This window comes from Phyllobacterium sp. NPDC097923 (genome assembly GCF_044760925.1).
GTDB classification, from domain to species: Bacteria; Pseudomonadota; Alphaproteobacteria; order Rhizobiales; family Rhizobiaceae; genus Phyllobacterium; species Phyllobacterium calauticae.
Genome location: NZ_JBIWBL010000001.1, coordinates 215,901 through 241,462, shown reverse-complemented (window position 1 = coordinate 241,462; position 25,562 = coordinate 215,901). Strand labels below are relative to the sequence as shown.

24 protein-coding genes and 2 pseudogenes are annotated in these 25,562 nt (G+C 55.1%); 11 read left to right on the top strand and 15 right to left on the bottom strand.

Annotated features, from left to right (window positions below):
- Positions 1 to 2 precede the first annotated feature (2 nt).
- From arsN2 to ACIQWS_RS01195, 4 genes and pseudogenes are all read right to left on the bottom strand, one after another.
- Positions 3 to 395 (bottom strand): annotated as a pseudogene (arsN2, locus tag ACIQWS_RS01210) (arsenic resistance N-acetyltransferase ArsN2); the annotation flags it as partial.
- Positions 396 to 422: 27 nt separating this feature from the next.
- Positions 423 to 935, bottom strand: a pseudogene (locus tag ACIQWS_RS01205) (arsenate reductase ArsC); the annotation flags it as partial.
- On the bottom strand, positions 928 to 1,284 hold the full coding sequence (locus ACIQWS_RS01200) for an ArsR/SmtB family transcription factor (protein WP_403177331.1): 357 nt from the start codon (positions 1,282 to 1,284) through the stop codon (positions 928 to 930). The gene ACIQWS_RS01200 and the pseudogene ACIQWS_RS01205, both read right to left, overlap by 8 nt.
- Positions 1,285 to 1,316: 32 nt before the next feature.
- On the bottom strand, positions 1,317 to 1,844 hold the full coding sequence (locus tag ACIQWS_RS01195; RefSeq protein WP_403169461.1) for a DUF6428 family protein: 528 nt from the start codon (positions 1,842 to 1,844) through the stop codon (positions 1,317 to 1,319).
- A 46-nt stretch (positions 1,845 to 1,890) separates the two neighbouring features.
- On the opposite strand from ACIQWS_RS01195, the gene ACIQWS_RS01190 reads away from it, so the two are divergent.
- The 5 genes from ACIQWS_RS01190 (at position 1,891) to ACIQWS_RS01170 (ending at position 5,962) form a co-directional block, all read left to right on the top strand.
- The gene (locus tag ACIQWS_RS01190; protein WP_403169458.1) at positions 1,891 to 2,223 is read left to right on the top strand and encodes an ArsR/SmtB family transcription factor; all 333 of its coding nucleotides are present in this window, start codon (positions 1,891 to 1,893) and stop codon (positions 2,221 to 2,223) included.
- 61 nt (positions 2,224 to 2,284) lie between these two features.
- A complete protein-coding gene (gene arsK, locus ACIQWS_RS01185; protein ID WP_403177327.1) occupies positions 2,285 to 3,517 on the top strand; it encodes an arsenite efflux MFS transporter ArsK in 1,233 nt (410 codons plus the stop codon).
- A gap of 256 nt (positions 3,518 to 3,773) precedes the next feature.
- Positions 3,774 to 4,034, top strand: a complete 261-nt coding sequence (locus ACIQWS_RS01180) for a metal-sensing transcriptional repressor (RefSeq protein ID WP_403169456.1) — start codon at positions 3,774 to 3,776, stop codon at positions 4,032 to 4,034.
- Positions 4,035 to 4,042: 8 nt separating this feature from the next.
- Positions 4,043 to 5,353, top strand: a complete 1,311-nt coding sequence (locus ACIQWS_RS01175) for a cation diffusion facilitator family transporter (RefSeq protein WP_403169453.1) — start codon at positions 4,043 to 4,045, stop codon at positions 5,351 to 5,353.
- 39 nt (positions 5,354 to 5,392) lie between these two features.
- The gene (locus ACIQWS_RS01170) at positions 5,393 to 5,962 is read left to right on the top strand and encodes a class I SAM-dependent methyltransferase (RefSeq protein WP_403169450.1); all 570 of its coding nucleotides are present in this window, start codon (positions 5,393 to 5,395) and stop codon (positions 5,960 to 5,962) included.
- 20 nt (positions 5,963 to 5,982) lie between these two features.
- Here ACIQWS_RS01170 and ACIQWS_RS01165 read toward each other — a convergent pair whose 3' ends face one another.
- From ACIQWS_RS01165 to ACIQWS_RS01120, 10 genes are all read right to left on the bottom strand, one after another.
- The gene (locus ACIQWS_RS01165) at positions 5,983 to 6,450 is read right to left on the bottom strand and encodes a DUF411 domain-containing protein (protein WP_403169447.1); all 468 of its coding nucleotides are present in this window, start codon (positions 6,448 to 6,450) and stop codon (positions 5,983 to 5,985) included.
- A complete protein-coding gene (locus tag ACIQWS_RS01160) occupies positions 6,450 to 9,641 on the bottom strand; it encodes an efflux RND transporter permease subunit (RefSeq protein ID WP_403169444.1) in 3,192 nt (1,063 codons plus the stop codon). The genes ACIQWS_RS01165 and ACIQWS_RS01160 overlap by 1 nt, the downstream gene beginning before the upstream one ends.
- Positions 9,638 to 11,071, bottom strand: coding sequence for an efflux RND transporter periplasmic adaptor subunit (locus ACIQWS_RS01155; RefSeq protein ID WP_403169441.1), 1,434 nt, complete (start codon positions 11,069 to 11,071; stop codon positions 9,638 to 9,640). The genes ACIQWS_RS01160 and ACIQWS_RS01155 overlap by 4 nt, the downstream gene beginning before the upstream one ends.
- Positions 11,068 to 11,466 (bottom strand): FixH family protein, encoded by a 399-nt coding sequence (locus tag ACIQWS_RS01150; protein WP_403169438.1) that lies wholly within the window; start codon positions 11,464 to 11,466, stop codon positions 11,068 to 11,070. Before ACIQWS_RS01150 ends, ACIQWS_RS01155 begins: the two co-directional genes overlap by 4 nt.
- Positions 11,467 to 11,585: 119 nt before the next feature.
- Positions 11,586 to 11,966 (bottom strand): hypothetical protein, encoded by a 381-nt coding sequence (locus tag ACIQWS_RS01145; RefSeq protein ID WP_403169435.1) that lies wholly within the window; start codon positions 11,964 to 11,966, stop codon positions 11,586 to 11,588.
- A gap of 352 nt (positions 11,967 to 12,318) precedes the next feature.
- Positions 12,319 to 12,603 carry a hypothetical protein gene (locus ACIQWS_RS01140; RefSeq protein WP_403169433.1) on the bottom strand — a complete coding sequence of 95 codons (285 nt, stop codon included), beginning with the start codon at positions 12,601 to 12,603 and terminating at the stop codon, positions 12,319 to 12,321.
- A 457-nt stretch (positions 12,604 to 13,060) separates the two neighbouring features.
- The gene (locus tag ACIQWS_RS01135) at positions 13,061 to 13,501 is read right to left on the bottom strand and encodes a DUF411 domain-containing protein (protein WP_403169430.1); all 441 of its coding nucleotides are present in this window, start codon (positions 13,499 to 13,501) and stop codon (positions 13,061 to 13,063) included.
- A gap of 31 nt (positions 13,502 to 13,532) precedes the next feature.
- Positions 13,533 to 14,909: a multicopper oxidase family protein gene (locus tag ACIQWS_RS01130; protein ID WP_403177321.1), complete on the bottom strand. Its 1,377-nt coding sequence runs from the start codon at positions 14,907 to 14,909 to the stop codon at positions 13,533 to 13,535.
- A gap of 235 nt (positions 14,910 to 15,144) precedes the next feature.
- Positions 15,145 to 15,516: a hypothetical protein gene (locus ACIQWS_RS01125; RefSeq protein ID WP_403169428.1), complete on the bottom strand. Its 372-nt coding sequence runs from the start codon at positions 15,514 to 15,516 to the stop codon at positions 15,145 to 15,147.
- A gap of 84 nt (positions 15,517 to 15,600) precedes the next feature.
- A complete protein-coding gene (locus tag ACIQWS_RS01120; RefSeq protein ID WP_403169426.1) occupies positions 15,601 to 15,798 on the bottom strand; it encodes a hypothetical protein in 198 nt (65 codons plus the stop codon).
- Positions 15,799 to 16,774: 976 nt separating this feature from the next.
- Here ACIQWS_RS01120 and ACIQWS_RS01115 point away from each other — a divergent pair.
- The 4 genes from ACIQWS_RS01115 (at position 16,775) to ACIQWS_RS01100 (ending at position 22,076) form a co-directional block, all read left to right on the top strand.
- Positions 16,775 to 17,656 carry a hypothetical protein gene (locus ACIQWS_RS01115; RefSeq protein ID WP_403169423.1) on the top strand — a complete coding sequence of 294 codons (882 nt, stop codon included), beginning with the start codon at positions 16,775 to 16,777 and terminating at the stop codon, positions 17,654 to 17,656.
- Between the two features lie 241 nt (positions 17,657 to 17,897).
- Positions 17,898 to 19,667, top strand: coding sequence for an ATP-dependent nuclease (locus ACIQWS_RS01110; RefSeq protein WP_403169422.1), 1,770 nt, complete (start codon positions 17,898 to 17,900; stop codon positions 19,665 to 19,667).
- Complete coding sequence (locus tag ACIQWS_RS01105; protein ID WP_403169419.1) at positions 19,660 to 21,180, top strand: ATP-dependent helicase; 1,521 nt, start codon at positions 19,660 to 19,662, stop codon at positions 21,178 to 21,180. The genes ACIQWS_RS01110 and ACIQWS_RS01105 overlap by 8 nt, the downstream gene beginning before the upstream one ends.
- Before the next feature lie 122 nt (positions 21,181 to 21,302).
- Complete coding sequence (locus ACIQWS_RS01100) at positions 21,303 to 22,076, top strand: hypothetical protein (protein WP_403169416.1); 774 nt, start codon at positions 21,303 to 21,305, stop codon at positions 22,074 to 22,076.
- A gap of 582 nt (positions 22,077 to 22,658) precedes the next feature.
- Here the strand turns inward: ACIQWS_RS01100 and betI are convergent.
- Positions 22,659 to 23,273, bottom strand: coding sequence for a transcriptional regulator BetI (gene betI / locus ACIQWS_RS01095; RefSeq protein WP_403169413.1), 615 nt, complete (start codon positions 23,271 to 23,273; stop codon positions 22,659 to 22,661).
- 140 nt (positions 23,274 to 23,413) lie between these two features.
- Between betI and choX the strand changes: the two genes are divergently transcribed.
- Positions 23,414 to 24,349, top strand: a complete 936-nt coding sequence (choX, locus tag ACIQWS_RS01090; protein WP_403169410.1) for a choline ABC transporter substrate-binding protein — start codon at positions 23,414 to 23,416, stop codon at positions 24,347 to 24,349.
- Positions 24,346 to 25,386: an alcohol dehydrogenase catalytic domain-containing protein gene (locus ACIQWS_RS01085; protein WP_403169408.1), complete on the top strand. Its 1,041-nt coding sequence runs from the start codon at positions 24,346 to 24,348 to the stop codon at positions 25,384 to 25,386. Before choX ends, ACIQWS_RS01085 begins: the two co-directional genes overlap by 4 nt.
- Positions 25,387 to 25,562 lie beyond the last annotated feature (176 nt).

Sequence of the window (25,562 nt, the reverse complement as noted above, 5' to 3'; positions counted from 1 at the left end):
CCTTAGAGCGAAACAGATCGCGTCAGAATGGATGCTGAAGCCGGGCACAAACCGGAGGCCTGCGGGGTTCCAAGAATGTCAGCGGGAACGGCGGCTCTGTCTACGGGTTTAAAACCCAGTTTGTTAAAGAACGGCACGGCGTCGGTGGTAAGGAGATAACCTGCTTCAGCACCTCGAATATCAGCATACCGGAGCAGAAGTCTGGTAATCGCTGCCCCATGTCCGTGCTTTTGCGCCGGAGGCAATACGGCAATCGAGCGCAAAAGTGCGTCCTTGCCATAGAGTTCGATGCCGCCATACCCAACCGGGTGACCCTGCCGATCCGAAAAGCGAAAGAACTTGCCCGTTGATTGCGTAAGATCGTCTATTGGGAGTGCCGCAGCCAGAAGCGCGGCTTCAAGATCAGCGTCTGCCGGGCTTATCTCTTCGGCTTCAAGGCCCTCGCGACGACCAATGGCCTGAAGTTTCGTTGTCAGCCAAAGGCGATCCACTGAGTCGTGCCTCAGATTGAGGAATGCCATGATGCGGTTCTTCATGTAACGGGCCGCAAGCGAAAAGGCTCTTTCCTTCTCGATCTCCGTCCCTTCGACTGCCGCAGGGTCTTCGATACCCCAATGGGCGGTCATCGGATGTCCAGGCCAGATCGGGCAGACTTCTCCTGCAGCGTCATCGCAGACGGTAAAAATAAAATCCATTTCCGGCGCACCGGGTAAAGCGAACTCATCCCAACTTTTCGACCGGAAACCGTCCGAGGGATAACCAAGCGCACCAAGGACTTTCAGCGCCAATGGATTGACGGTCCCCTTGGGCTGACTTCCTGCAGAGAATGCCTGAAAGCGCCCTTTACCCTCAACGTTGAGGATCGATTCCGCGAGGATGGAGCGTGCCGAATTTCCAGTGCACAGGAAGAGGACATTATAGACGCGATCAGGCATTGAATTTCTCCTTGGGCGGGCAACAGGGAACAATGTCGGCGATGAGCGGGGCGCAGATATCCGGATGACCCGCACAGCAATCGTTCAACAGGTAGTTGATCGCCGCGCGAAGGTTCTCGAATTTGGCTTTGTAGATGATGGAGCGGCTCTGGCGCTCGGAGGTGATCAGCCCCGCACGGGACAGGATCGCGAGATGGGTAGACATGGTGTTCTGAGGAACATCCAGTATGTGGGCTATTTCTCCGGCAGCGATCCCCTCCGGCTCGTGCATCACGATCAGCTTGAAAGCATCCATGCGTGATGGTTGAGCGAGAGCCGAAAAGGTTTCAATGGCGTTTTCTTTTTCCATATATCGAGATTTATCGATATATTGGGTAAATGTCAAGAACAGCAACTTGCCTGTTTGATCGACGGATCGCAGCACGATGATTTTGCCGCCTCTTGGGCTGCACGATGTCTTGGTTTGCAGATGGCAGTTCTCGAAGCGAGATTCATGACCACGCATTCGTCCTCAATCTGCAGGTTGTTGACGTCAAATATCCGCATCGGAACAGTCGGGGTGCCAACTTCAAATGTCAGCCTCGCGGCGGCGTCGAGTTCGATCCGGTTTGCGACTTGCGCAAGGATGCCACTGAACTTGGCTACGGACATGTACGTGCGGCCCTCTTCAGATGGCCGATCTTCCACCTGAAGAATTGTCTCATGCCATTGATCCGGATTGCCGCCGCAATCGAGGGTGACGAACGATCCGGCTTTCACCTCGGTAATGTGGTAGCCCTCCTGAATGGTACGCCCGCCATATTTGATGACGAGTGGTTTATCAGGATGATTGACCAAAGCGTAGAGCAGATCGCTAAGTGACGCGTCGGCATGAAAATCTATGCGAGAGGGGCTGGTAACGATGTTCATTTTGAATTATCCTTATTTCAACATCTCTTGAGAGATTGAGATAAAAATGAACGAAATGCAAGCTCTCGACGCTTTTGCGTCACTGTCACAGGAAACACGCCTGCGGATCGTGAGACTTCTGGTCATCGCTGGACCTGATGGCATGCCCGCTGGCGCGGTCGGGGACGCCATGGGAGCCTCTTCGTCGAGAATCTCGTTTCACTTGAGTCACTTGGAACGCGCCGGGCTCATTCAGTCGCGGCGCGAAGCCCGTTCCATCATCTACAGCGCTGTCTATCCTGCTCTTTCGGGCCTCATTGAATTCCTCATGCGCGATTGCTGTCAGGGTCGATGCGATCCGGCCGATACCAAATGCGCACCGGAAACCTGCTCGGTCTAATCCCGCTCCCTACGTGGACAATCAAACATCTTGGCATGCTTCCAATAGAGAAAGCTCTCATATGTCCGCATCGTCCACTCAAAGCCGCCTGGTAGTCGCTGCGCTTGGCGTGACCCAGATCATCGGATACGGCACGCTCTACTATAGTTTTACGGCCCTTGCAGCTTCGATGGCCAAAGATTTCGGCTGGTCACCGGAATGGGTTTTTGCAGCGTTTTCGATATCGCTCTTGGCGGGAGGATTGGCAGCTCCACTAGCCGGAACCTGGATTGATCGTCATGGTGCCGGAAAAGTCATGGCGCTCGGCTCTATCGGAGCTGCCATTGCTCTGATTGCCTGCGCACTCGCGCCCAATCCGATCCTATTCGCAATTGGACTGATGGCGATTGAATTGGCATCGACCTTCGTCCTCTACAATGCCGCCTTCGCCCTCCTTGTTCAGATCGATCCTCGGACCGCGCAGCGCAGCATTACCTACCTCACACTGATCGCCGGGTTCGCATCGACAATCTTCTGGCCGCTGACGTCGGCACTTCATGCCAGCCTCTCATGGCAGCAGGTCTATTTTGTCTTTGCTGCCATTCACGTGGGGCTTTGTTTCCCGCTTCACCTCTGGTTGGCTTCATTGTCGAAAACCTCAGTGAATGTACGAACTGACGCCGCAACGATCAAACACACCGTCGAGGGCAGTATTCCCGTTAACCGCAGACAATCGGCGTTCGTGCTGATGGTATCAGGCATCGCCTTGATCAGCTTTATCGATGCCGCCATCCTCATCCACATGCTCCCCATGCTGACGGCATTGGGGCTTGGAAGTGCGAGCGTCCTGATCGGCACATTGTTCGGCCCGGCGCAGGTTGCCAGCCGCCTGTTCAGCATGCTCTCGGGCGACAGGATACAACCACTCGGACTGGCTCTGATTTCCGCCCTTCTGGTTCCAGTATCGATTTGCGTACTGCTCTTGAGTGGCAACTGGATAGCAGGTGCTTTGCTTTTTGCCGTGGTCTTTGGATTGGGCGCAGGTCTTGCAAGCATCATACAGGGCACGCTCCCGCTCGCATTGTTCGGTAGTCATGGATACGGTCAACGTGTTGGCAAGGCCACGGCCATCCGGCTGATCGCAACCTCCGGCGCACCTTTTGTTTTTGCGTTCGTCATGCAGCACCTTGGCGTACAGACAAGCCTGATCACCTTCGCTCTATTGGGCTTGGTCGCAGCCGCCTCGTTCGCCGTCATCGGACGTACGAGCCAGCGGGTTTTGGTTCGAGAACCAAGCATATCACGTGACATCTAGAACAAGACCTTATCGGGTGGCGACGTGCGACAACGCCGACTGGCGGGCAAGCTGTGCCGCTCTTGCATTTGTCATCCTCTATGCCGTTATTTGCATCTCCTCTGCATGAATGTTCGAAGTCTGGCCTGCGCAGTCCGAATGTCCCCTGAACCATCAGGCTAGGCCGGGAGAGCCAGGGTCCAACATGAATCGTTTGGCTTAGCAGGTCGTGTTTGTAACGATTGCATTATCCCCCCTGGGGGGATATGATTGACCTATGAAACACGCGTCCCATCCCGATATCGTCATTCGCCTCAAGCGCGCCCAAGGCCACCTCGCCAAAGTTCTGTCGATGTTTGACGATGGCCGCCCCTGTGTCGATCTCGCGCAGCAGCTCCACGCGGTGGAAAGCGCCATTGCCAATGCCAAGCGTGAATTGATCCACGACCACATTGAACATTGCCTGGAGGACAGCGGCGACGGCCGCGGCGAGCATGATGCGATCAAAGAATTGAAACTTATCACCAAGTACCTGTGAGAACGTCCATGTGGAACAAAGTCCTCGACTGGTTCGGATTCGGCAATCAAGATCATAGCCACGGCGAACATGGTCATGATCATCACGGGCCCCATGGGCACACCCATGGTGTGATCGACGCGACCATTGCAACGACTGATCGAGGAATATGGGCGATCAAATGGTCGTTCATCATTCTTGCCGTCACGGCAGTCATACAGATTGGCGTCGTGGCCATATCGGGCAGCGTGGCGTTGCTTGCCGACACGATTCACAATGTTGCCGATGCCACCACCGCTATTCCGCTGTGGATCGCCTTCGTGCTGGCTCGGCGCAAGCCCAGCAAGACATTCACCTATGGCCTTGGCCGCGTTGAAGACCTTGCCGGCATCGTCATCGTGGCCATCATCCTGTTCAGCGCTCTGTTCGCCGGATACGAGGCAATTCACCGCCTGATCAATCCTCAACCCGTTACCAATCTTGGCTGGCTGACCGCCGCAGGCATTGTCGGTTTCATCGGCAATGAGGTTGTGGCCGTGTTCCGCATTCGTATCGGCCGTGAAATCAACAGTGCCGCACTGATTGCCGACGGCTTTCACGCGCGAACGGACGGGTTAACCAGCCTTGCCGTGGTGGCTGGCGCTATCGGCGTCTGGTTCGGGTTTCCGCTCGCCGACCCCATTGTCGGGCTTTTGATCACCATCGCGATCTTTGGCATTGTCTGGCAGTCCGCCCGCTCCGTGCTCACCCGTATGCTCGATGGCGTTGAACCGGGCATTGTCGAAGAGATCGAACATGCGGCTGCCCACGTTCCCGGTATCGACAAGGTTGCCGAAGCAAAGGCGCGCTGGCTCGGGCATAAGCTGCACGTCGATGTCGCGGTTGTCGTGAGCGATAGCCTGCTGCTTGCCGAAGCCAATGCGATATCCGGAAATCTTGAGCGGGAATTGTTTGCGCATATTCCTGCTCTGTCGGTCGCGACGGTCCGCTTTGTCACTCCAGAACCGGAAAGTCATCACCACGCCCCGGAGCCATTCCAGGTCAAAGGAAAACTGGCCAACGGCCTCTTGGAGATCGTGGACACCGACGCGGGTGAACGCATGCGTTTGCGGGTGTCACGGCACGTCGAGGGTATGAAAGCCACCGTACGTATTCTGCGCGGACACGGTATCGTCGAGACCATTCCGCTTATCCCGCTCAACGATGATCACCATATTCTGCAAAGCACCGTCGCGCCGACTGAGCCACATGAGTTTGACGCAGAACTTCGGCTCAGTTCAAATTCAATGACTGAGGAATTGCCTTTCCGTATGGTGGAACCAGAAGGCCATCACCATTAGGTCCGTGATCCAATGACAGAGATATTTCCAGCGACCTCTATGCCTGATCGCGATTGGTGGGAAGTGCTATGGCCTGCACCCAAGGTCACGGTACAGGGCCTGGGCGTCACTTCCGGGATGACTGTGCTCGATCTTTGTTGCGGAGATGGTTATTTCACCGCTCCCCTTGCCAAAATCGTCTCCGGTAAAGCCTATGCCCTTGATCTCGATCCCCTCATGATCGAGCAGGCCAAGATTGAAGTGGGGCAGCAAGGGACGAGCATTCTGAACTGGATTTGTGCCGATGCGCGAAACGCTGCACGGCTTATCGCTGAACCTTTGGACTATGTTCTGATGGCAAACACATTTCATGGTGTTCCGGACCAATCTGGACTGGTGGAAGCAGTTAGAACAATGCTCAAACCACGTGGTTTGTTCGGGATCATCAATTGGCATCCTGTTCCCAGGGAGCAGACCATTGTGCTTGAAAGGCCGCGAGGCCCGAAAACGGAAATGCGCATGTCTGCCGAACAGGTCAAAACCATTGTCGAACCTGGCGGGTTTCGTCTCGTCAAAATCGTGGAACTCCCGCCATATCACTATGGGGCGGTTTTCGAGCGGTTGGTCTGACCGCTCGAAAAGGTCTTGTCTTAGCCCGCGGGCCTGACCTCGTAATAAACCGAGACCTTCCGATCCGGTCCTTTGGCAACAGCAAGGACATCATAACTGGCACTGGGGTCATTGCCCATGCCAAGAGACCCGGCGGGCATGCCTGGCACCGCCAGCCCGGCGACGACAGGTTTTTCCGCAAGAAGTTTTCTGACCGCCTCCAACGGCACATGCCCGTCGAGGAAATAGCCCTCGACGGTTGCCGTGTGGCACCCTTCAACCCCTGCCGGAACGCCGAAGCGCTTCTTGATGCCCGGCAGATCGTCCGTGTCGACGCGTTCGACCTTGAAGCCTTCGGCCTCCATCGACTTCGCCCAGAGATTGCAGCATCCGCAGTTCGGGTCCTTGTAGATTGTCATCGCCGATGGCGTTGCAGCTTTGGCCTTGCTAACGGTCAGGGCAACAAAAGCTGCCCCGATGCCTGTACATAAGAATACGCGTCTCTTCATCAGTGTGTACCTCCAGCTTGCGGATTCATTGCCGCCGGTATCGGCAGGCTGCCTGTGTCATGCGATTCCACCACACCCGCCACCCGCAGATTCCATCCTTTGACGATGCCATAGACGGCAGGAATGACAATAAGCGTCAGCAGTGTCGATGAGATCATGCCGCCGATCATCGGCACGGCAATGCGCTGCATGACTTCCGATCCCGTTCCCGTACTCCACAGGATAGGCAGAAGCCCTGCCATGATGGCAACGACGGTCATCATCTTCGGCCGGACACGTTCGACCGCTCCCATCATGATGGCTTCATTGAGATCGGCTCGTGTGAACACGCCGCCGCTTGCCGCCCGTCTTGCCCGGACTTCCCTCCACGCCTGATCAAGGTAGATCAGCATGATCACGCCCGTCTCGGCCGCCACCCCTGCCAGCGCGATGAAGCCGACCGCGACGGCGACCGACGTGTTGAAGCCGAGCCACCACATCAGCCAAATGCCGCCCACCAGGGCGAACGGCAGCGACAGCATGACGATCAGGGTTTCCGTGAGCGCCTTGAAGTTGAGGTAGAGCAGCAGGAAGATGATCGCCAGCGTCAGCGGCACCACGATCTTCAGCTTGGCTTCGGCCCGTTCGAGGTATTCAAACTGACCGCTCCAGGCGACGGAGTAGCCCGCCGGCAATTTGACTTGATCGGCCACAGCCAGCTTGGCCTCATGAACATAGCCGCCGAGATCCCGGCCCGTGATATCGACAAAGATATAGACCACCAGTTGGCCGTTTTCCGTGCGGATGGAGGTTACGCCGCGGGTCAATTCGACCTTGGCGACTTCACCGAGCGGAACCGTTCCACCGCCCGGCAAAGCAATCTGCACATCGCGGGCGATGGCTTGCGGATCACTGCGCTGCGACCGGGGATAACGGATGGTGACGCCGTAACGTTCCCGTCCCTCCACAGTCTGGGTGATTTGCTGCGCGCCCAGGGCCATGGAGATGACATCCTGAACATTCTGGATCGACAGGCCGTAACGTCCGAGCGCCACCCTGTCCGGAACAATATCGAGGAAATATCCACCGATGACCCGCTCGGCATAGGCGCTCGACGTCCCCGGTACGGATTTCAGCACCCGCTCGATCTGTCTTGCCATCCCTTCCATTTGAGCAAGGTCCGTACCGTACACTTTGACGCCAACAGGTGTGCGGATACCCGTCGACAGCATGTCGGTGCGCGCCCTGATCGGCATGGTCCAGGCATTCGAAACACCTGGAAACTGCAAGGCAGCATCCATTTCGTTCTTCAGACTGTCGGCGGTAACGCCCGGCCGCCATTGCGACTTCGGTTTCAGGTTGATGATGGTTTCGAACATTTCAGTCGGTGCTGGATCGGTCGCCGTGTCCGCCCTTCCTGATTTGCCAAAGACGGATTCGACTTCCGGAAACGACTTGATGATCCTGTCCTGTGTCTGCAGCAACTCGGCAGCCTTGGTGACGGATATTCCCGGCAACGTCGTGGGCATATACATCAGCGTGCCTTCGTCGAGGTTGGGCATGAACTCGCTGCCAAGCTGGCGCGCAGGCCAAATCGTCACGACAAGAGCGGCAAGTGCGATCAGGATGGTGAGATACTTTGCCTTCAGAACCATTGTGATCAGTGGTCGGTAGATGGCGATCAGAAAGCGGTTCACCGGGTTCTTGTGCTCTGGAATAATACGGCCGCGCACGAACAGGACCATCAGTGCAGGCACCAGAGTGACCGACAGAAGCGCTGCGGCAGCCATCGAGAACGTCTTGGTGAATGCCAGCGGCCCGAACAGTTTGCCTTCCTGACCTTCGAGTGTGAAGATCGGGATGAACGACACTGTGATGATCAGCAGGCTGAAGAACAAAGCTGGTCCGACCTCCGCCGCCGCCTCGATCAGTATTTCGACCCGGGGTTTGCCGGGCGGCGCACGCTCCAGATGTTTATGGGCGTTTTCAATCATGACGATAGCCGCATCGATCATTGCCCCGATGGCAATGGCAATACCGCCAAGACTCATGATGTTGGCCCCCAGCCCCAGCCATTTCATGGCAATGAAGGCCATCAGAATACCAACCGGCAGCATGATGATGGCTACGAGCGCACTTCTGACATGAAGCAGAAAAATGATCGTTACCAATGCGACGACAATGCTTTCCTCCACCAATGTTCTCTTCAACGTTTCAATCGCAGAATTGATCAACGTCGAACGATCGTAGACCGGAACGATATCGGTGCCTGCCGGCAGGCTCTTCTTGATTTCCGCCAGACTTGTCTTGGCGTTGTCGATGACCGTCAGCGCATTGGAGCCGACGCGCTGAAGCACGATGCCGCTGGCGACCTCGCCAGTCCCGTCCATTTCGGCAATGCCGCGCCGCTCGTCGGGGACGATTTCCACGGCAGCAACATCCGAAAGCCTGAGCGGAACACCATTCTCCGTTCTCAAAACGATATTCTCGATGTCTGAGACGTTCTTGAGATAACCGCGCCCGCGCACCATGAACTCGAATTCAGACAGTTCTACCGTCCGGCCACCTGTATCCATGTTGCTGGCACGGACTGCTGCGCCAACCTCGTCCAGAGTGACGCCCTGCGACTTCAGTCGTGCGGGATCGACGACGATGGAGTATTGCTTGACGAAGCCGCCGAGCCCGGCAATTTCCGAGACGCCTTCGGCCTTCGATGCGCCGAAACGGACGATCCAGTCCTGCATCGAGCGCAGCTCGGCAAGCGACTGTTCCTTGGCAACAAGCGCATATTGATAGACCCAGCCGACACCTGTCGCGTCGGGCCCGAGTGTCGGCGTAACGCCTGCCGGCAGACGGCTTGCGGCGGCATTCAGATATTCGAGCACCCTGCTGCGTGCCCAATACATGTCCGTTCCGTCTTCAAAGATCACATAGACGAACGACACACCGAAGAAGGAGAAGCCGCGGACGACTTTGGACTTCGGCACCGTCAGCATCGATGTCGTCAGCGGATAGGTCACCTGATCCTCGACAACCTGCGGTGCCTTGCCGGGATAATCGGTAAAGACGATGACCTGAACGTCGGAAAGGTCCGGAATCGCGTCCAGCGGCAGAGTGCGGATGGCGTAAATGCCGGCACCGACCGCCATGATGGAAGCGAAGAAGATAATGATGAGATTGCGGGCTGACCAGTCAATGATACGCGCGATCATGGTTTTGCCTCCGCAGGCGCGAGGGTATTGAGCGCTGACTTCAGGTTGCTTTCGGCATCGATCAGGAAGTTTGCCGACGCGACGACTTTGTCTCCGGCGCTGATTCCACTACTGATTTCGGCCATACCATCGCCGCGCTTGCCGACCTTGACCTTGCGCGGTTCGAACTTGCCGTCTCCCCGGTCGAGGATCACCACCTGACGATCACCGCTGTCGATAACGGCACTATCGGGAACGGTGACAACCGGATCGCCGTTGCCGGAAGCGATTTCAACGTCCGCATACATATTTGTCCGCAATATTCCGTCCGGGTTGGATAACTCGATCCGGACGCGGGCGGTACGCGTCTGCGCCTGAATATCCGGATAGATCAGATCGACCTTTCCCTTGAACTCACTGCCGGGAAGGCTGCGGACCCTGACCGTCACGTCAGCACCAACCCGCACAGACCCAAGTTCATATTCGGGCACATCAGCCATGACCCAGACATGTGAAATGTCGGCGATCCTGAACAGCACTGCCCCGGGTGCAGCCATCATGCCTTCAACGGCCGAGCGTTCGAGAACGACGCCACGACGAGGCGCAGTCAACGTGATCGACGACGGCACTTTCCGGTTGTCCCTGATATCGGCAATCACCTGGACGGGAACACCGAGGTTTTCGAGGCGCAACCTGCTGCCGCCATTCGAACCAGAATTATCGGCTCTAAGATCGGTGATGTACTGCGCACCTGCCGTTGCGATCTCACGGGCATAAAAGCTGACGAGCGGCGCTCCTTCGGCGATGACATCCCCGGTCGTAACATTGGCGACCTTTTCAACGAAGGCCTCCGTGCGGGTGGAAACCACGCTGACGCGGCGCTCGTCCAACTGGACGGTTCCGGGAACCCGCACGGGCCGGATGATCGTGCCCATCTCGGCAACCGCCGTTCTCACGCCCGATCGTTGCAGTTTACCCGGCGATATCGTTACCGAACCATCATTGGTGTCTTCGCCGTCGAAAACGGCAATGTAGTCCATTCCCATGGAGTCCTTTTTCGGCAGCGGCGATGTATCAGGCAGGCCCATCGGATTGCGGTAATAGAGAACTTTGCGTTCACCGGGCTTATCCGGCATTTTCCCAGCGGCCGGTTTAGCATCGTCGAAACTTACATCTTCGCTGGCAAGGACCGGGCGGAATGCCCGCCCATCCGGTGTTTTGGCCGGAGTGCCGGAATATTCCGGCAATCCATCGGGATGACGGTAATAGATGACCGGACCGGACGCCGGAATTGGCCCGGCAGTTTCGGCCAGAGCGGTTTCCGGCATGACGGTTTTCGGCAGGAGTGCAACAACGGCCGTGGGCAGGCCATGTTGGCCTACCCAATAGCCGCCCATTCCGGCCGCCGTGATGACGGCGACCAGAACGAGTGCGGACGTTGTGCGTTTCACTGCACGACTTTGAAAACAAGCTTGTTTTCGACAGTGCCCTCTTCACCCTGCACCTTGGCAGCGACCGAGAAGCGCCAGTTTCCTTCCATCGACAGGTTTGTCTTGAAGGAATAGACGCCCGCTTCCGTCGTTGGCATGGCCTTGGCCGGCGTGGTCATCATTTCCATGCCATCGGGCTGCATGTCGATGCGGGTTGCCGAAATGACGGCATTTTCGACAGGTTTTCCCGAGCGTTTGTCGATCAGCTTGACGGCAATAGTGGCCGCGTCGTTCTTCTGGATTTCGCTGGTGACCAGCTTGAACTCGTAGTCGGACGGGGCGGCATGGGCCATAGTTACGGCCGCGAAGAGAGAGGCGAGCGCGAGGCCCGCAAAAGCAGAACGGTTGATTTTCATAATTCGAATTTCCGATTGTCATGAACCGTGGTGTGCACGGCGGTCAGCGCAGCAAATGCAACGCGATGTGACGAGCGGTGTTACCACTCGGCGGAACGACGCTCACGCGTCGATGACAATCAGAGGCTTGGAGGTCGGTGTGGCGGATCGCCTATGCGTGACGCCAATGCTTCAAAGACAGCGAGATGAAAGAGGTTCTTTTGCCCGAAGATCGAAAAGGTGTCGACATCGACGGTCGACAGGCTGGAGAAGCCGGTTATACACAGAACATTCAGCGGGCAGTCCTTGGAACAGTCGGGAACCTTTACCTGCTTTTCCGGACAGCACGACATGTCGACTGGCATACCTGCCGTTTCGACCTTGTCGCCCATGCCCATCGTGTCGGACATGTTCTGGTCAGCCATAGCCACACCGCTCACGAAAACCGCCATCGGCCCGAGCAGAAGCCCGAGCAAAGCAAACGCGAACATAAGGGTACGGATGGCGGAACGTCTCGTCATTGATTTCTATGTGACACAGGCACTCGGATTTGAACAGGCACTCACCGGAAGTTGATATAATTTGCCGCACGGACCATCCAGCGCCCACTTGTTGGCATGGCATCGTGAAGCACTTGGCGTCGATACCAAACCTAGAATTCGACGCGGCCTTCTCAATGACGCAGGAGATATTTGACGAGGGCTGCGGCCAAGAGAAGCAAAACGACAAGAAACAGGACACCAAGGGCTCCCATGGCCCACCCCATTCCTCCAGACATTCCGTTCATCATCATCGCAAAAACCTTTCATTTATCAGCATGATGCCCGCTGTCCGATGACAGCAGAAAAGCCGTCATCGGACCAGGGTTATCCATCAACCGTTCTTTTCGGGATGGGGCGCAGCATTCTTTTGCCACTGCTCGTTGGGCTTTCCGGTATCGGGAGCAGCATCCGATTTGCTTTGCATCATCCTGTTGCAGCTATCCATCATCTGGGCCATCTGCTGCATCATGTTCATCATGCCGTCGTTCTTCATCATGTCCTGCCCCATGGCTGGGCCCGGGGATTCGCTGGAGTCCGCAGCAAGAATGGGGGATACACTGGCAATGCTGAATGTCACGGCCAAAGCCAGGCCGAGGGAACGCATGGAATTTCTCATTTCTAGTCTCCTTTGTTAAGACTTGTCGCAACTGCGCTTGTTTGAATTTGATGGAAGCGGACGGCCTGCCGGTGCGGGCATGTTCCACGAACCGTCAGGCAACTTGACAAGTTGAAGCGCGGACTCTCCAGCACTCGTGGAATCCAGCATTGTCTGATCAGAACCGGCCGGAAGGTTCGTGGGGATGGCTGCGTCCTTGCTCATACAAAGGGCAAACACGCACATTCCCAAACACGGGAGTACGCTGAGGAGCGGAAGAAGACCTGCCGCCGCCAACCAGTTCCAGTTGAATGCTATTCCAAGTGCAAGCGCTCCTGCGCCAATGACGAACAAGCCTTTCCGACCCCCAAGATATGAGCGGACAGAGCTGAACAAGCGTCGGCGCAAAGCACCAGTATTCGAGGCTGATGATGGACTTGTCATATGTGTTTCTCCTTATTATGGCCACCAGTTCCGGTCATTCGACGGCGTAGACAGTGGGTGCCTGTCCGTCGGTGGTGAAGGCGTAAACGGTGAACGGTTCAGTCTTGGAACCACCCATGCCAGGCGATCCCATCGGCATTCCGGGCAAGGCGATGCCTGTAATCGCAGGACGTTCGGTCAGCATTTTCCGGACAATGTCGACCGGCACGAATCCGTCGATGATGTAGCCGTCAACCTTGATCGTGTGACATCCCTGGAGTTGTTCGGGAACGCCTGCGGCAGTGCTGATTTGTGTCAGATCGTTCGAAGGTTTCATTTCAACCTCGAAGCCGTTCTTCTCGAGATAGGCAGCATAGGTCTCGCAACAGCTGCAGGACGGGTTTTTGTACATGATTGCGTGGATGGGCGCGGCCAATGCCGGAAACGGCATTGCAAGCGCGAGGAAAAGTGTCGTGTTGCGTATGGTCTTGTCCATGTCAGTCTCCTTTGTTGAATGGTGTTTGTATTCAGGCCACGCGGAGGATGGTCATCAGACCAGCCACCTGGTGGTCCATCACGTGACAGTGCAGCATCCAGTCGCCGGGGTTATCGGCAACGAATGCGCACTCGACTGTGTCCTTTGGTGCGAACAGAATGGTGTCGCTCCATTGGTGGTGCGGGACGGGCAAGCCATTTCGGCTCAGCACCTTGAGACTGTGCCCGTGGAAATGCATCGGGTGCCACCAAGCCGTCTCATTCCGAATTGTCAGAACATGACTGCGCCCGCGTTGAAGCGTGAGCAGCGGCGGCATGCCGGCCTGCCCATCACCAGTCATGGACATGCCATTGATGGACCAGGCCGCAATATCAGCCTGTCCGGACATCGACATGCGGGACATCCCGCCGACACCCTTCAAAGCCCCTCCTCCCATCATGCCGCCTTGCAACGTGATATCGTGGCGCTTGGCCGTTGCGAGATCAGGCTCGGGCAATGGATTGGCCGGCAAGCGCAAGCCCCCGTCTGGGGTACTTTTGCGGGAGTGTGGTGCTGAGCTGTAGGCTAGATGGGTGAGAGCGTAAGTAAGGTCGCCTTTGTAGAAATCGTCGATAACCGCAAAGCGCCCATTTGGTTCGCCCTGCATGTCGATTATCAGATCCGTTCGCATGGCAGGGCCAAGCAGGATACGTCCGCCTTCCGGCTCATGTGGTTCACAAGGCTGACCGTTGATAGCCACAATGACAGGCCGATGCCCCTCGAAGCGCAACGCCATGATCCGGGCCAACGCCCCATTGACCAAACGAAGCCGAATGCGCTCGCCTGACTGCACGGGTTGGTCGTCCGGAACGACACCATTCAATGTCACCGTGTTGCCGATACGGCCGGACATCTCTGCTTCCATGGCATTGCCAAAGCCCGGAACAATCCCGCCATCAGTTGCGAGCCGCCAATCGGACAGCATCCAGACAATGTCGCGGTCGACGGACACGGGTTCCCGCTCTTCGACAATCAAGACCCCGGAAAGCCCGCGGCCGAGCTGTTGAAGACTATTGGCATGCGGATGATACCAATAGGTTCCTGCATCAGGCGGTGTGAACGTATAGGTGAATGTCTCACCCGGTTCGATCAAGGGCTGGCTGATGCTTGGTACGCCATCCATGGCAATGGGCAATCTGATACCGTGCCAATGAACGGTTGTGCCCTGATCGAGTTTGTTTGCCACAGTGATACGTGCAGGTTCACCCTGACGGATCCGCAATGTCGGTCCCGGCACCTGACTGTCGTAGGCCCACACATCAGTTTCCGGCCGTGTACTCCCGGTCAGGGCTGAACGCGCAGGCGAGGCGGTAATTCGAAGTTCATTTAGAGCGGCTGCATTGACCATATACGGTCGCATGGCCTGCATGAATGCAAGCCCCGCCCCTGCCAGGAGCACGCTCCGGCGGGAAACAGAAATACTGGTTTGGATAGGCACTTTTTGATCCTTCCGCGATCACAATTGACAACGGAGCGCGCCGGGTCTTGATTGCCGGCGGATCACGGGAGTGTATCCCCGATCCTCCACGCAAGTGTTGCTTGCGCAGATACGCTCAAGCACCGCGATCAGTTGCGAAATACAACCAATGCGATGTCAGCCGATGTCAGATTGAGCGGGGAGGAAACGGATCGGGAGGAGATGTTTTTCCAAGCAGCACGACCGCAGCCGGACGGCTCAGGGTCAGGGCAACAGGAATGTCGGCAAGCGAGCCGATACGCTCAAAGGCTACAGAAACAGGTGTGACACAACTGACGGTGCAGACGACAGCTTTTGTCTTTCCGCTGGCATCACAGCCATTGCAGCCATCATGGCCGGACGATGAGTTCATATCGGACGTCATCGCCATCTTGACGGCCATGTCGCTCGCCTGAACGACAGATACGTCCATTCCCACAGTCACGAAGACCATGAGGAGCAAGACGAACATTTGCCGTAGCGAAAAGCGTTTCATAGCGATCGGAAGGTAGTCACGCATTGTGGCGGAATCAAGCATCGGATTTGGCAGATGTCGCCCAGCCCAATCTGCGCGTACGGATTGTCAGAACCAACAGGCTTTTCCTCACGGAAGTTTGCTTCTTCGGCCAGGCAAACGAAATACGCTCATATCGAAGGGCAGGTATGCACCAATCGCGACGGAAAGGAAGAATGGTGCCGAATACATATACAGCATCATCAGGCTATCATGGCCAGAAAGATAACAGACAACCGAGAACAGGGCGAACAGCACCGAGAACGAGATCAGTCCCGTTACCATCATTCGCAATATTCTTGTCGCCATTGAAGCCCCGCCCGAGGACATGGATGCTCAGCTACCTGCAGAGATGATAACACATCGGGCGCTGCATGATCGTCACATTCGCTTCACCTATCACGCTCCTCCACAGACAGCGTTCAAATGGACTATCTGTGCCGCTTCCGGCCTCTATTGCGGATCTGGTTTGATCGTGAGCTATTAAGGGTCTGGTTCCTCTGCATCATCAGGTGTCTACTAGACCATCACGGACCCTTGATCATCGGTGCCGGAAAATGGCGCACCAAACTTGCCAGAAGAACAGATCATGTCAGGAAAGAAGAAACTGTTCAGAAACACAGTCACTCTCGTAAACACCCGTCGAGGAAGCGGCCGAAGGCGGCTACGTTCGAATGTATTGCGCCGCGCGACCAGAACATTTTGGTTTGGATTGATTGCCTTCGCCGTAATCTCGATTGTGCTGATAATGCTGTACAAAATGTAGTTGCCCAGATTATGGCAGCAGGTACCAGGAGCTTGCCGTCTTTCTATCAGTTCCCCCCACAGCCACCCATATCAAACCCACCATCAATGGCACCAAGTCCTGTGCCGTTTCATAGGCGCTTCAGCTCTAGTATCTTCTCTAGATGGCTCATTGTACAAACGAGAAAGTCATCAGAAAACGATCGATTATACGGCTTATTTCAAGAAAAGTTGACTTTTATGAAATGTGGCTTCCAAAGCGGCGACGGACATTGAAAACGCCAAGCACCAAACACAAAATCGAAAAGACTGTTACAAAATTGCGCCGGAAAAGAAACTGGTGCCCACGCAACACGATTGATGGGCGCAGTGGCTCGGAAAAGTCCTTGATTGGTCCGAGAGACACAGACGTTTCGGTTTTCAAAAGCACGGGCCCCGGGATTGATTTAATCACCGTTTACGAGTGGGAATACAAACCTAGCTCTTTAATTTATCCTTCTAAATATCAAGGTGCCTCACAATGGAAAATACAAATCCACATATTGTTGAACCGTTTACTGAAGAACAAATGGCCAAGTGGCAGGCACAGGTATTTGAATTTCAAAGGATAGCTGGCCCAATTGTAAACTTCGAAATGAAACGTCAGCACAGGGAACCCTATTTCAAGTTCGTCGAATTTATAAATGGCAAATTAACTGCAAAACCGGCGGGGCCATATTTAGGAGAAAAAAGACGTTCTGATCTTTCTGATACCATTTATTCCTCTTTCTCTAGTTTGACGATTGCGAATTATCACCAGGATAGACTTTGTAAAATAGAATCTGAATTGATTCGTGCATTCCACGACTTCGAGATCGACAGCTTCTCGACCATCGGCGGAGGCAACAGTAATATCTTAGATGCAGAATATCAGGCCTTTATCTTGTCTTGTCGCAGATCCCTGGACCAGCTTGTCTATGGCATCACAATAGCGCTTAAACAGCCGGCAAATAGCTTCAAAAGATTTGCGAAATATTTGCGAGGTATGGATAATCAAAAATTAGCTCAGCCAATTCTGGATGTTTATGAATCTCACCGTGACAATTTCAACGGCTGGTTGATAGAAAAGGATGATAAAAAGAAATCAATACGGGATCAAATCGCGCATTATAAATCCGTAAGGGCTGGAACACTTAATGTAACGTCTTCTGGCATCGTTGTTTTCGGTATCGAGGGCCCACAAGACTTATCAGGGCAAACTTTAACGCAGGTTTCCTCGAGGTTAATGGATGACACTCGGAAATGTTTCAATGAAATCCTTCTCACTTTTATCGAAGGGATCATCGAAGAAATTGGCCCGAAAGAGACAAGCCCACAAAATGCAATGGGCGCTGCACAGCTGTGTACAATCTTTACGGAATGACCACTAGCTTTCTGGCAACACGGGTAAATCAAGCCACTGAACTGATTTCATAAGAAGGCTGTGCTGGTTGTCCTGCGGACAAGGCGCAACAACGGTACAGTGCTGCGAAAACCAAGGAATAAATCGGTCAGATAGTACCGCCAGCTCTTGCCGTGAGCTATTGGTGATTGCAGTTTCTATTTAGGGCTACTCACGACTAGTGTCCAAGAGATTGATTCTGTCTTCAATTGGAGGGGGCACAATGGCGGATGAAAATGAAGCTGAAGCAATGCCGACAATTTTACGCCTCCAAATCGAACGATTCCGAGGGCTTGAATCGTTTTCCTGGCTTCCTGATCCTCATGTGAATGTCATACTTGGAGGTGGAGACAACGGGAAGACAACGATTCTCGATGCTCTCGGTTTGTTGCTGAGTCCGACAAATTCCATTGTCATTTCCGATGCCGATTATTGGAAGCGTGCGCCGGAGGATGAATTCATCATTGAAGCAGTGCTGAAGCTGCCCCCCGCTACGGGAATCAATGACCAGAGGACGCTGAGTTGGCCATGGGAATGGGATGGCGAAAAACCGATAGTGCCCAACCCTAATGACGAAGGAAAGGAGGGAAGAGAAGAGGCTTATGTTGTCCGTGTTCGCGGAACTGCCGACTGCGACCTTTCCTATGAAATATGCCAACCCAACGGAGAGTTCGACCATTTTTCAGTGTCGTTGCGCCGTAAAATTGGTCTTGTGAAGCTCGCCGGAGATGATCGCAACGATCGTGATTTGCGGCTCATTCAGGGTTCTGCACTGGACCGACTGCTTTCCGACAAATCCTTGCGCGCGAAACTTGCTAAAGAAATTGGCGAGAAAAATGTCGAGGAAAAACTCGCTGAACCTTCAAAGAAGAAACTATCCGATTTGGACACGCGATTCGGCAAGCAAGCTTTGCCGACGAAGCTGGGACTGGGTCTTGTTGGCGGACAGGGATTTTCGCTCAACGCATTAATTGGTCTTACGGCCGAAAAGCACGAAGTAAGGCTACCTCTGAGCAGTTGGGGCTCCGGCACTCGCCGCCTCGCTGCTCTGGAGATTGCATCATTGAACCAGAATGAACTGCCGATCACCATCGTCGACGAAGTTGAACGGGGCCTTGAGCCCTATCGGCAGCGTGTTCTGGTGAAAAAGTTGATGGCTGCGCCCGCGCAAGCGTTCATTACCACCCATAGCGTCGCCGCCATCAAGGCGGCAACGAACGCGAGCATTTGGTATCTTAGCGGTGAGCGTAAAATCGGCAAATTGGCCGATGCGACCTCGCAGCACATGATGAAAGACCCAGAAGCGTTTCTGTCGAGGATCGCCATCGTCGCTGAAGGCGCGACTGAAGTTGGTTTCATCAAATTCCTGATCCTGAAAACGGTGTCGAGGACGCCACTGGAATACGGCATTTGGGTAACGGACGGTGGTGGCAATGACCCAACGCTCCAATTGCTCGAAAGCCTCGCAAAGAGCGGTTTGAAATTCTCAGGCTTCGCGGACGATGAGGGGCGCGCGCCCGAACGATGGGCTACCCTCAAAACCGCACTGGGCGACATGCTGTTGCGATGGCCCAAAGGATGTCTTGAGGAAAACATCATCGCGCATGTCGCCGATGACGACCTTGAGAAGTTCATCGCAGACCCTGACGGCAATTCAGGGGACAGACTTCGCACCCTGGCGCTGCGCTTAAAGATCGATGAGAAATCCTACACCGCAATCCTTGCGACGGTCGGCAGTCCCGAGAGTATGCGAAAGCTTATCATCGATGCGGCTACCGGTTCCGTGCCGGCTGGCACGCCGGATGATCAAAAGAAAGCGTTCAAAAGCCACGGAAAGATGTGGTTCAAAACGGTGGGAGGCGGATTCGAGCTTGGATCAAAAATGTTCGAATTCGGGGGGTGGCCTAAGCTTGAGGGCCAGCTCTTGCCATTCCTGAACTCTATCCGCCAATCCGTAGATTTGCCGATCATAACGGAACTGCCCGATGAGTGATGTATCTGTCGCGGCGGCGTTAAGATCAGCGGCTTCGCTCGTCGTGATAGAGGCACCAGGTGGCTGCGGAAAGACCCACCAGGGCGCACAATATGCGGCAGATGCTGCCGCAAACACTGAGAGCCGTATCCTTATTCTAACCCACACTCATGCCGCTTGCGACGTGTTCGCGGCGCGCACAGCATCATCGCGCAATAAGGTCGAAATCCGCACGCTCGATAGTTTGATCGGTCAGATCGCCTCCGCATACCACGCGCCTCTAGATCTTCCGGCCGACGTGAGTGTTTGGGCGCGTACCAATGAAGACGGATATAATCGTGTCGCGGTAAAGGTCGCTCACCTCCTTGACAAAAAGCCAATGATCGCTAGTGCGCTAGCTCGCCGATATCCGATTATCATTTGCGATGAACATCAAGACGCAACCGCGGCCCAAGACCAGATCATCCTCTCTCTTCACAAGACTGGTGTACATTTGCGCATTTTCGCCGATCCTATGCAGCGAATATTCGGCGGTCGGAAGGCCGCTGTCATTGCTGCCGAGATCAAGCGATGGACCGACCTCAAAGAACAAGCGGATGCATTTGAGGATCTGGACACGCCGCACCGCTGGGCGGACACCAATCCGGCGTTAGGCGCGTGGATTCTAGCCGCCCGGACAATACTGCGTGATGGCGGCCAAGTCGACTTGCGCGGTATCCTCCCGAATGGTCTTCACGTTATCCGCGCGGACAACGTTGCTCGCGCACCGGGACAATATCAACTTTCCACGCAGCATCGCGCGCCGCTTTCGCAGATAATGCGGCCGCTCAACTCGGTCTTAGTGATGGCGTCGCACAATGAGACGGTTTCGTCACTTCGAGCCTTCTTCAATCGATCTATCCCGATTTGGGAAGGGCATACGCGTGAAGCACTCGACAGGTTGTATCATGATTTGCATGCTCACAACGGTAATCCACTTGAAGTTGGCAAGACTGCCGTCAACTTTGTTAGCGGCGTGGCTGCAGGATTTTCTTCAACTGGATACAGTTGTCTTTTGCTGGAGGAGATTGAACAAGGTTGCATAAAACGGCGCAGGAACAAGCCTGCTACTCTTCAATCCCTCGGACGCATCATTTTAGAGCAACCGGACCATAAAGGCGTCGGGCGGTTCCTGGTAACGCTGCGAACGCTTACCAAGGAAGACGAGGCGTTCGCAGCTATCAAGATCGATCACTCCCGTGAGTATAATGATGCGATCCATTTTGGACGTTTTGATTCTCCTGACGAAGGGCTTGCGGAGATCGTTAGACGCCGTGCACATAGTCGTGCCGCTATTCCTTCCAAGGCGATCAGTACCATCCATAAGGCCAAAGGCCTGGAGTTTCCGCATGTTGTCGTGGCGGCGTGCGACCGGCAGCATTTCGGCGATACGAAGGCCGCTCGGGCTAGGCTCTATGTCGCCCTAAGCCGCGCTACAGAAAGTCTAACTTTGTTGGTGTCGCATACCGATCCGACACCTTTACTACGTATTTGAAGGAAGCAGCGGGAGAACAGCCCAAGTTAACGGACGCTTAGACGATTTAGGCACTATATTCTGTATGGTCTCCATCAAAAGCCTTCATCCGATGCTTCTAGTGGACCGAGGAGAGAGTCGCTATGGTACCTATCTTGCTCAATCTGGACGCTCCGGAGACATGGCCCGTGGCCCTGCGGTCCTACCTGACGGAGCACTACGATCTGTTGCTTGGATGGGAGATCGGAGAGGGCACTGTCGCTCCGGGCGCGTTCGACGACGCTATGCATGGCCTCATGGACGCTCTCCTCCCTTATGCCATCACTGGCTGGCACTGTACGCGGCTAACTGACGTCGAGATCGATCACATACTGCGGTGTGGGATGCAGCTTCCCGACGCGGCGATGCTCGATCGACGGATTGATGCGCTAGAGGCAACCGGGCAGATCACGGACGACGTCTCACGGCGCCTGAAAGTAAGGAACCAAAGCAGCGATCCAAATCGCGCAGGCAGGGTCTGGTTCTGTTTCTTCCCGCCGCGGATTGCTGGTGAGCATGGCATTGAACGTTTCTTTCGTCACTGGGGCGGCGAGGCTCTTTACAATTTGCATGAGGATGATCCGATCACTTCGCCCGCGATTAGCGGAGTGGGAACACCCTGCATCGTCGAAGCAGATGTTCCTGTCGTTTCACTTGAAGTACACGGCGGCTTGTCCTTCAAGATCGCTCATCGATTTCTTGCAAGTCGCGGATTTAAGATACAGAATCCGATTAAGCATGAAGATCGGATAAAACGGCCATTAGCTGCGGAGAGCATCCGGCGTATAGTTCGGTTCCCTGACGCTGAATTTTGCACCCTGACCGGCTGCTCCGAGTGGAGCGTACCAATTGGACTGGGCGCAAGAGGGTATGCATAAGTCACCTACGTAGCCTCATTAGCACAAGCTCAGCTGATTCCCGATTTTGAATGCTAACTCTCTCTCTAGATTTCTCGCGAGTCTTCCGGACACTAGAACGAAAAAACCGAGCGCTTCATCCTTGACGACGAACTGCTATCAAAGGATGAGCGGGTAACCGCGTCGGCGGCGTCGGCGGCGTGAGGGCCGAGAATTGACGACGGGAGCTTTAATGTCGCTCTGTAATGAGGACAAAGTTCTCATCTTTACCTTCTTCGGTGCGCCATATCTGGCGAGGAGCGGCAGCCCTGACTTATCAGAACCGTCGGCTTCCAATCGAGATCGCAAAGGGTTGAACAACCGTGCGGAGCATTCTCGTCCCGTTGCGAAAACGGGAGCGAGCGCGACAGAGCTTCCGGTCGATCGACCTCGCCTGAAAACACGCAATGGCGACCCCGCTTCATCGGGGAACATACCGCTGGTCAACGCAAACGAACCATTGTCGGTGAGGTGGCGCTGCGCAACCGCACCACCCGGAGCGCCGCCGCCGTGTATTGCCTGAATGGGGGCAGGCATGGAGACAGGCAGATCCGGCTGGCGGCCCTATGGGGAAACGGGCATGTTTTTGGCAGCCGTCACCACATCGGATCCAAGGGTACTCTCAATTTGAGACTTTATGAGCGAAATGGCCTCCGCAGACGTCATCCTGCTGTGGATAGCAGCCCTGTGAAGCCAGGTACCGTCAATGAGGATCGCTACGGCCGCAACGAAATGCCGGATTTGCTCCCCCTCAACGAGATGACAAACGCAACTGCTCAGATTGGATGCCAGCCGTCGATGAAAGAGCCGCTGCAGACGCTCAAGCTGCAGATCCTTTGCACTTGCAACGTAGAATGAAAGCCAGGCATTGGCGACATTCTGCTCAAAGAGGTCTTCCGGAAAATTTCCTTCCACGATCGCCATCAGACGATCCCATCGCGTGGTTGCCTGCTTCATGCGGTTGACCACTTCATCCATGATGACGCGGTTGGCATGACGCACCATCCAGAACAGGACCTCGTCCTTGCTCTTGAAATAATAGGACAGAATACCCGGCGACATGCCCGCCTCTTTGCAGATGCGTGCCGTCGTCAAACCATCAATGCCGAACTGCAGGAATGCCCGGTAAGCACCTTCGATCAACTCCTGTCGCCTGATGTCTTCAATCGATCGCTTCATGCCACGTCAAACCTTGTTGAGAGTCTCCACGCAACTATACCGTTCAAATTTTTGTATGCTCGTACAATTTTTTGAATTGACAAATAATCCCCGACTGCGATGCTGCTGCAACTCACGTTAGAAATCCAAAGGGGAACAGCATGAGAAAACTCGTTTCAGCAGCATTGGCTGTTGGCCTGATGGCGGCGGGCATCACGACATCCAGGGCCGACGCCCCTTCCTGTGCAACCGTCAGAGCCGCCGATATCGGTTGGACCGATATTCAACTGACGACGGCCACTGCGGCGCTTCTTTTGAAAGCCATGAATTACAAACTGACCAGCAGTTTGCTTGGCCTCAGTGTGAGCTATGCCAGTCTTAAGGGCGGGCAGATCGATGTCTTTCTTGGCAATTGGCGGCCTGCTCAGAATATCGAGTTCAAAGATTTCTTCGACAAGAAATGGGTTGATGTTCTTGCAACCAACCTGACCGGTGCGAAATACACTCTGGCTGTGCCGGACTATGTCGCCGCTGCCGGCGTAAGATCGTTCGACGATCTCGCGAAATTCCCGGATCAATTCAGCAAGAAGATTTATGGCATTGAACCGGGAACGAACCAGCCATTGCTCGATATGGTGGCGAAAGGCGCGCATGGCCTTTCAGGATGGACAATTGTTGAATCGAGTGAGCAAGCCATGCTGGCGCAGGTAAAACGTGCTGTGGAACGCAAGGAATGGATCGTTTTTCTTGGCTGGCAGCCGCACCCCATGAATCTCAACCTCAAGATGGATTATCTCACAGGCGGCGACGAAGAATTCGGGCCTGATTTCGGCGGCTCAACCGTCTGGACTCTAGCGCGTCCGGGTTATGCCGCGGACTGTCCCAACGTGGCAAAACTGTTTGAGAATCTGATCTTTGATGTGGATCAGGAGAATGCAGGCATGAAGATGATGCTTGACGATGGCGCAACCGCGGAAGCGGCTGCAACCGCGTTGATCCGTGCCAAGCCGGAGAATCTGGAGAAATGGTTGAACGGTGTGACCGCACTGGACGGAACGCCAGCGCTCGCCAAAGTCAGGGACGCCCTCGTCAAATGAATGCAACGACAAAACCGATGATGCGCGCGGCATTGTTTGACGGCACTGCGAACGGACCGCTGAAGCTCGAATGTCTCCCCGTGCCGCAGCCGGAATATGGCCAGATCCTGGTCAAGTTGGAGGCATGTGGGGTCTGCCATACCGATCTGCATATCTGGAAAGGCGGCGTGCGGCCCCTCAGCGGCAATGCGCCCGCTCGGATTCTGGGGCACGAAGGCATCGGAACGGTTGCCGGTTTGGGTGATGGCGTGAGCAATTTCAGGGTCGGTGATCGTGTGGGCGTGCCATGGATGCACGACACATGCGGTCATTGCGACGAGTGCTTGGCCGGGCAGGAAGCGTTTTGCCAGAGCCAGCGGGCGCATGGGTTTGACGTGAATGGCGGCTTTGCCGAATATGTGATTGTCAATGCGCACTATGCCGTTTCGATATCCGGCAAACTCGATGCGGTGTCGACTGCCCCTTTGATGTGCGCTGGTGTAACCGCGTTTTCCGCTGTCCGCCGCGCAGGCCTCAGAGCAGGCATGCAATGTGCAATCTTTGGGTGCGGCGGCCTTGGTTTATACGCCATTCAGCTCGCCGTTCGCTCCGGCGTGCGCGTTGTCGCCCTGGATATTGCCGCGGATAAGCTTGCCCTCGCCCGGCAAATGGGTGCGCATGCAACCCTGTTGGCCAATGACAGCGCGGTTGAACCATTGAAGGCGATGGGCGGCATGCACGCCTGCATCAATTTTGCTCCGTCAGCAGCCACATGGCCGCTGATGGTCGCGGCTATCAAACCGAGAGGCCGAATCGTTGCCACGGCAATGGTTTCGCAACCGGTGCCCATCAGTCAGGAGTGGCTCACGGGAACGGGTGTTGTCATCACGGGAACAAGTGTTGGCACGCGCCTCGAAATGCGGGAATTGCTGCGCATGCATGCAGAAAAACCCTTGCTCATGCACACAAACGAGATCCCCCTTCACGATGTGGAGCAAGCCTTGCTCGATCTGGCGCATGGCAAGACACAGGGACGCTCGGTTGTAACCTACACCTAAGTATAAGTTTTTACTAAATTTAATTGGCTGCGGGTGCAGTCACATGGTGTGCGATGCAGACGCACGGTCGCCATTGCGTGTTTTCAGGCGGGTTCGATCGACCGGAAACCCGCACGCGGATGTCACCGCTGATCATTGAAGCAGAACCAATTAAGTAAAGCATCTATATTTATCCC

Coding starts and splice junctions, on each gene's coding strand:
- ACIQWS_RS01175 (WP_403169453.1), top strand. CDS start 4,043: ATGTGGAACAAAGTCCTCGACTGGTTCGGATTCGGCAATCAAGATCAT.
- ACIQWS_RS01170 (WP_403169450.1), top strand. CDS start 5,393: ATGCCTGATCGCGATTGGTGGGAAGTGCTATGGCCTGCACCCAAGGTC.
- ACIQWS_RS01130 (WP_403177321.1), bottom strand. CDS start 14,909: ATGCAGGCCATGCGACCGTATATGGTCAATGCAGCCGCTCTAAATGAA.
- ACIQWS_RS01100 (WP_403169416.1), top strand. CDS start 21,303: ATGGTACCTATCTTGCTCAATCTGGACGCTCCGGAGACATGGCCCGTG.
- ACIQWS_RS01135 (WP_403169430.1), bottom strand. CDS start 13,501: ATGGACAAGACCATACGCAACACGACACTTTTCCTCGCGCTTGCAATG.
- ACIQWS_RS01165 (WP_403169447.1), bottom strand. CDS start 6,450: ATGAAGAGACGCGTATTCTTATGTACAGGCATCGGGGCAGCTTTTGTT.
- ACIQWS_RS01145 (WP_403169435.1), bottom strand. CDS start 11,966: ATGACGAGACGTTCCGCCATCCGTACCCTTATGTTCGCGTTTGCTTTG.
- ACIQWS_RS01085 (WP_403169408.1), top strand. CDS start 24,346: ATGAATGCAACGACAAAACCGATGATGCGCGCGGCATTGTTTGACGGC.
- choX (WP_403169410.1), top strand. CDS start 23,414: ATGAGAAAACTCGTTTCAGCAGCATTGGCTGTTGGCCTGATGGCGGCG.
- ACIQWS_RS01190 (WP_403169458.1), top strand. CDS start 1,891: ATGAACGAAATGCAAGCTCTCGACGCTTTTGCGTCACTGTCACAGGAA.
- ACIQWS_RS01200 (WP_403177331.1), bottom strand. CDS start 1,284: ATGGAAAAAGAAAACGCCATTGAAACCTTTTCGGCTCTCGCTCAACCA.
- betI (WP_403169413.1), bottom strand. CDS start 23,273: ATGAAGCGATCGATTGAAGACATCAGGCGACAGGAGTTGATCGAAGGT.
- ACIQWS_RS01120 (WP_403169426.1), bottom strand. CDS start 15,798: ATGATGGTAACGGGACTGATCTCGTTCTCGGTGCTGTTCGCCCTGTTC.
- ACIQWS_RS01110 (WP_403169422.1), top strand. CDS start 17,898: ATGGCGGATGAAAATGAAGCTGAAGCAATGCCGACAATTTTACGCCTC.
- ACIQWS_RS01195 (WP_403169461.1), bottom strand. CDS start 1,844: ATGAACATCGTTACCAGCCCCTCTCGCATAGATTTTCATGCCGACGCG.
- ACIQWS_RS01160 (WP_403169444.1), bottom strand. CDS start 9,641: ATGATCGCGCGTATCATTGACTGGTCAGCCCGCAATCTCATCATTATC.
- arsK (WP_403177327.1), top strand. CDS start 2,285: ATGTCCGCATCGTCCACTCAAAGCCGCCTGGTAGTCGCTGCGCTTGGC.
- ACIQWS_RS01125 (WP_403169428.1), bottom strand. CDS start 15,516: ATGCGTGACTACCTTCCGATCGCTATGAAACGCTTTTCGCTACGGCAA.
- ACIQWS_RS01115 (WP_403169423.1), top strand. CDS start 16,775: ATGGAAAATACAAATCCACATATTGTTGAACCGTTTACTGAAGAACAA.
- ACIQWS_RS01140 (WP_403169433.1), bottom strand. CDS start 12,603: ATGAGAAATTCCATGCGTTCCCTCGGCCTGGCTTTGGCCGTGACATTC.
- ACIQWS_RS01105 (WP_403169419.1), top strand. CDS start 19,660: ATGAGTGATGTATCTGTCGCGGCGGCGTTAAGATCAGCGGCTTCGCTC.
- ACIQWS_RS01150 (WP_403169438.1), bottom strand. CDS start 11,466: ATGAAAATCAACCGTTCTGCTTTTGCGGGCCTCGCGCTCGCCTCTCTC.
- ACIQWS_RS01180 (WP_403169456.1), top strand. CDS start 3,774: ATGAAACACGCGTCCCATCCCGATATCGTCATTCGCCTCAAGCGCGCC.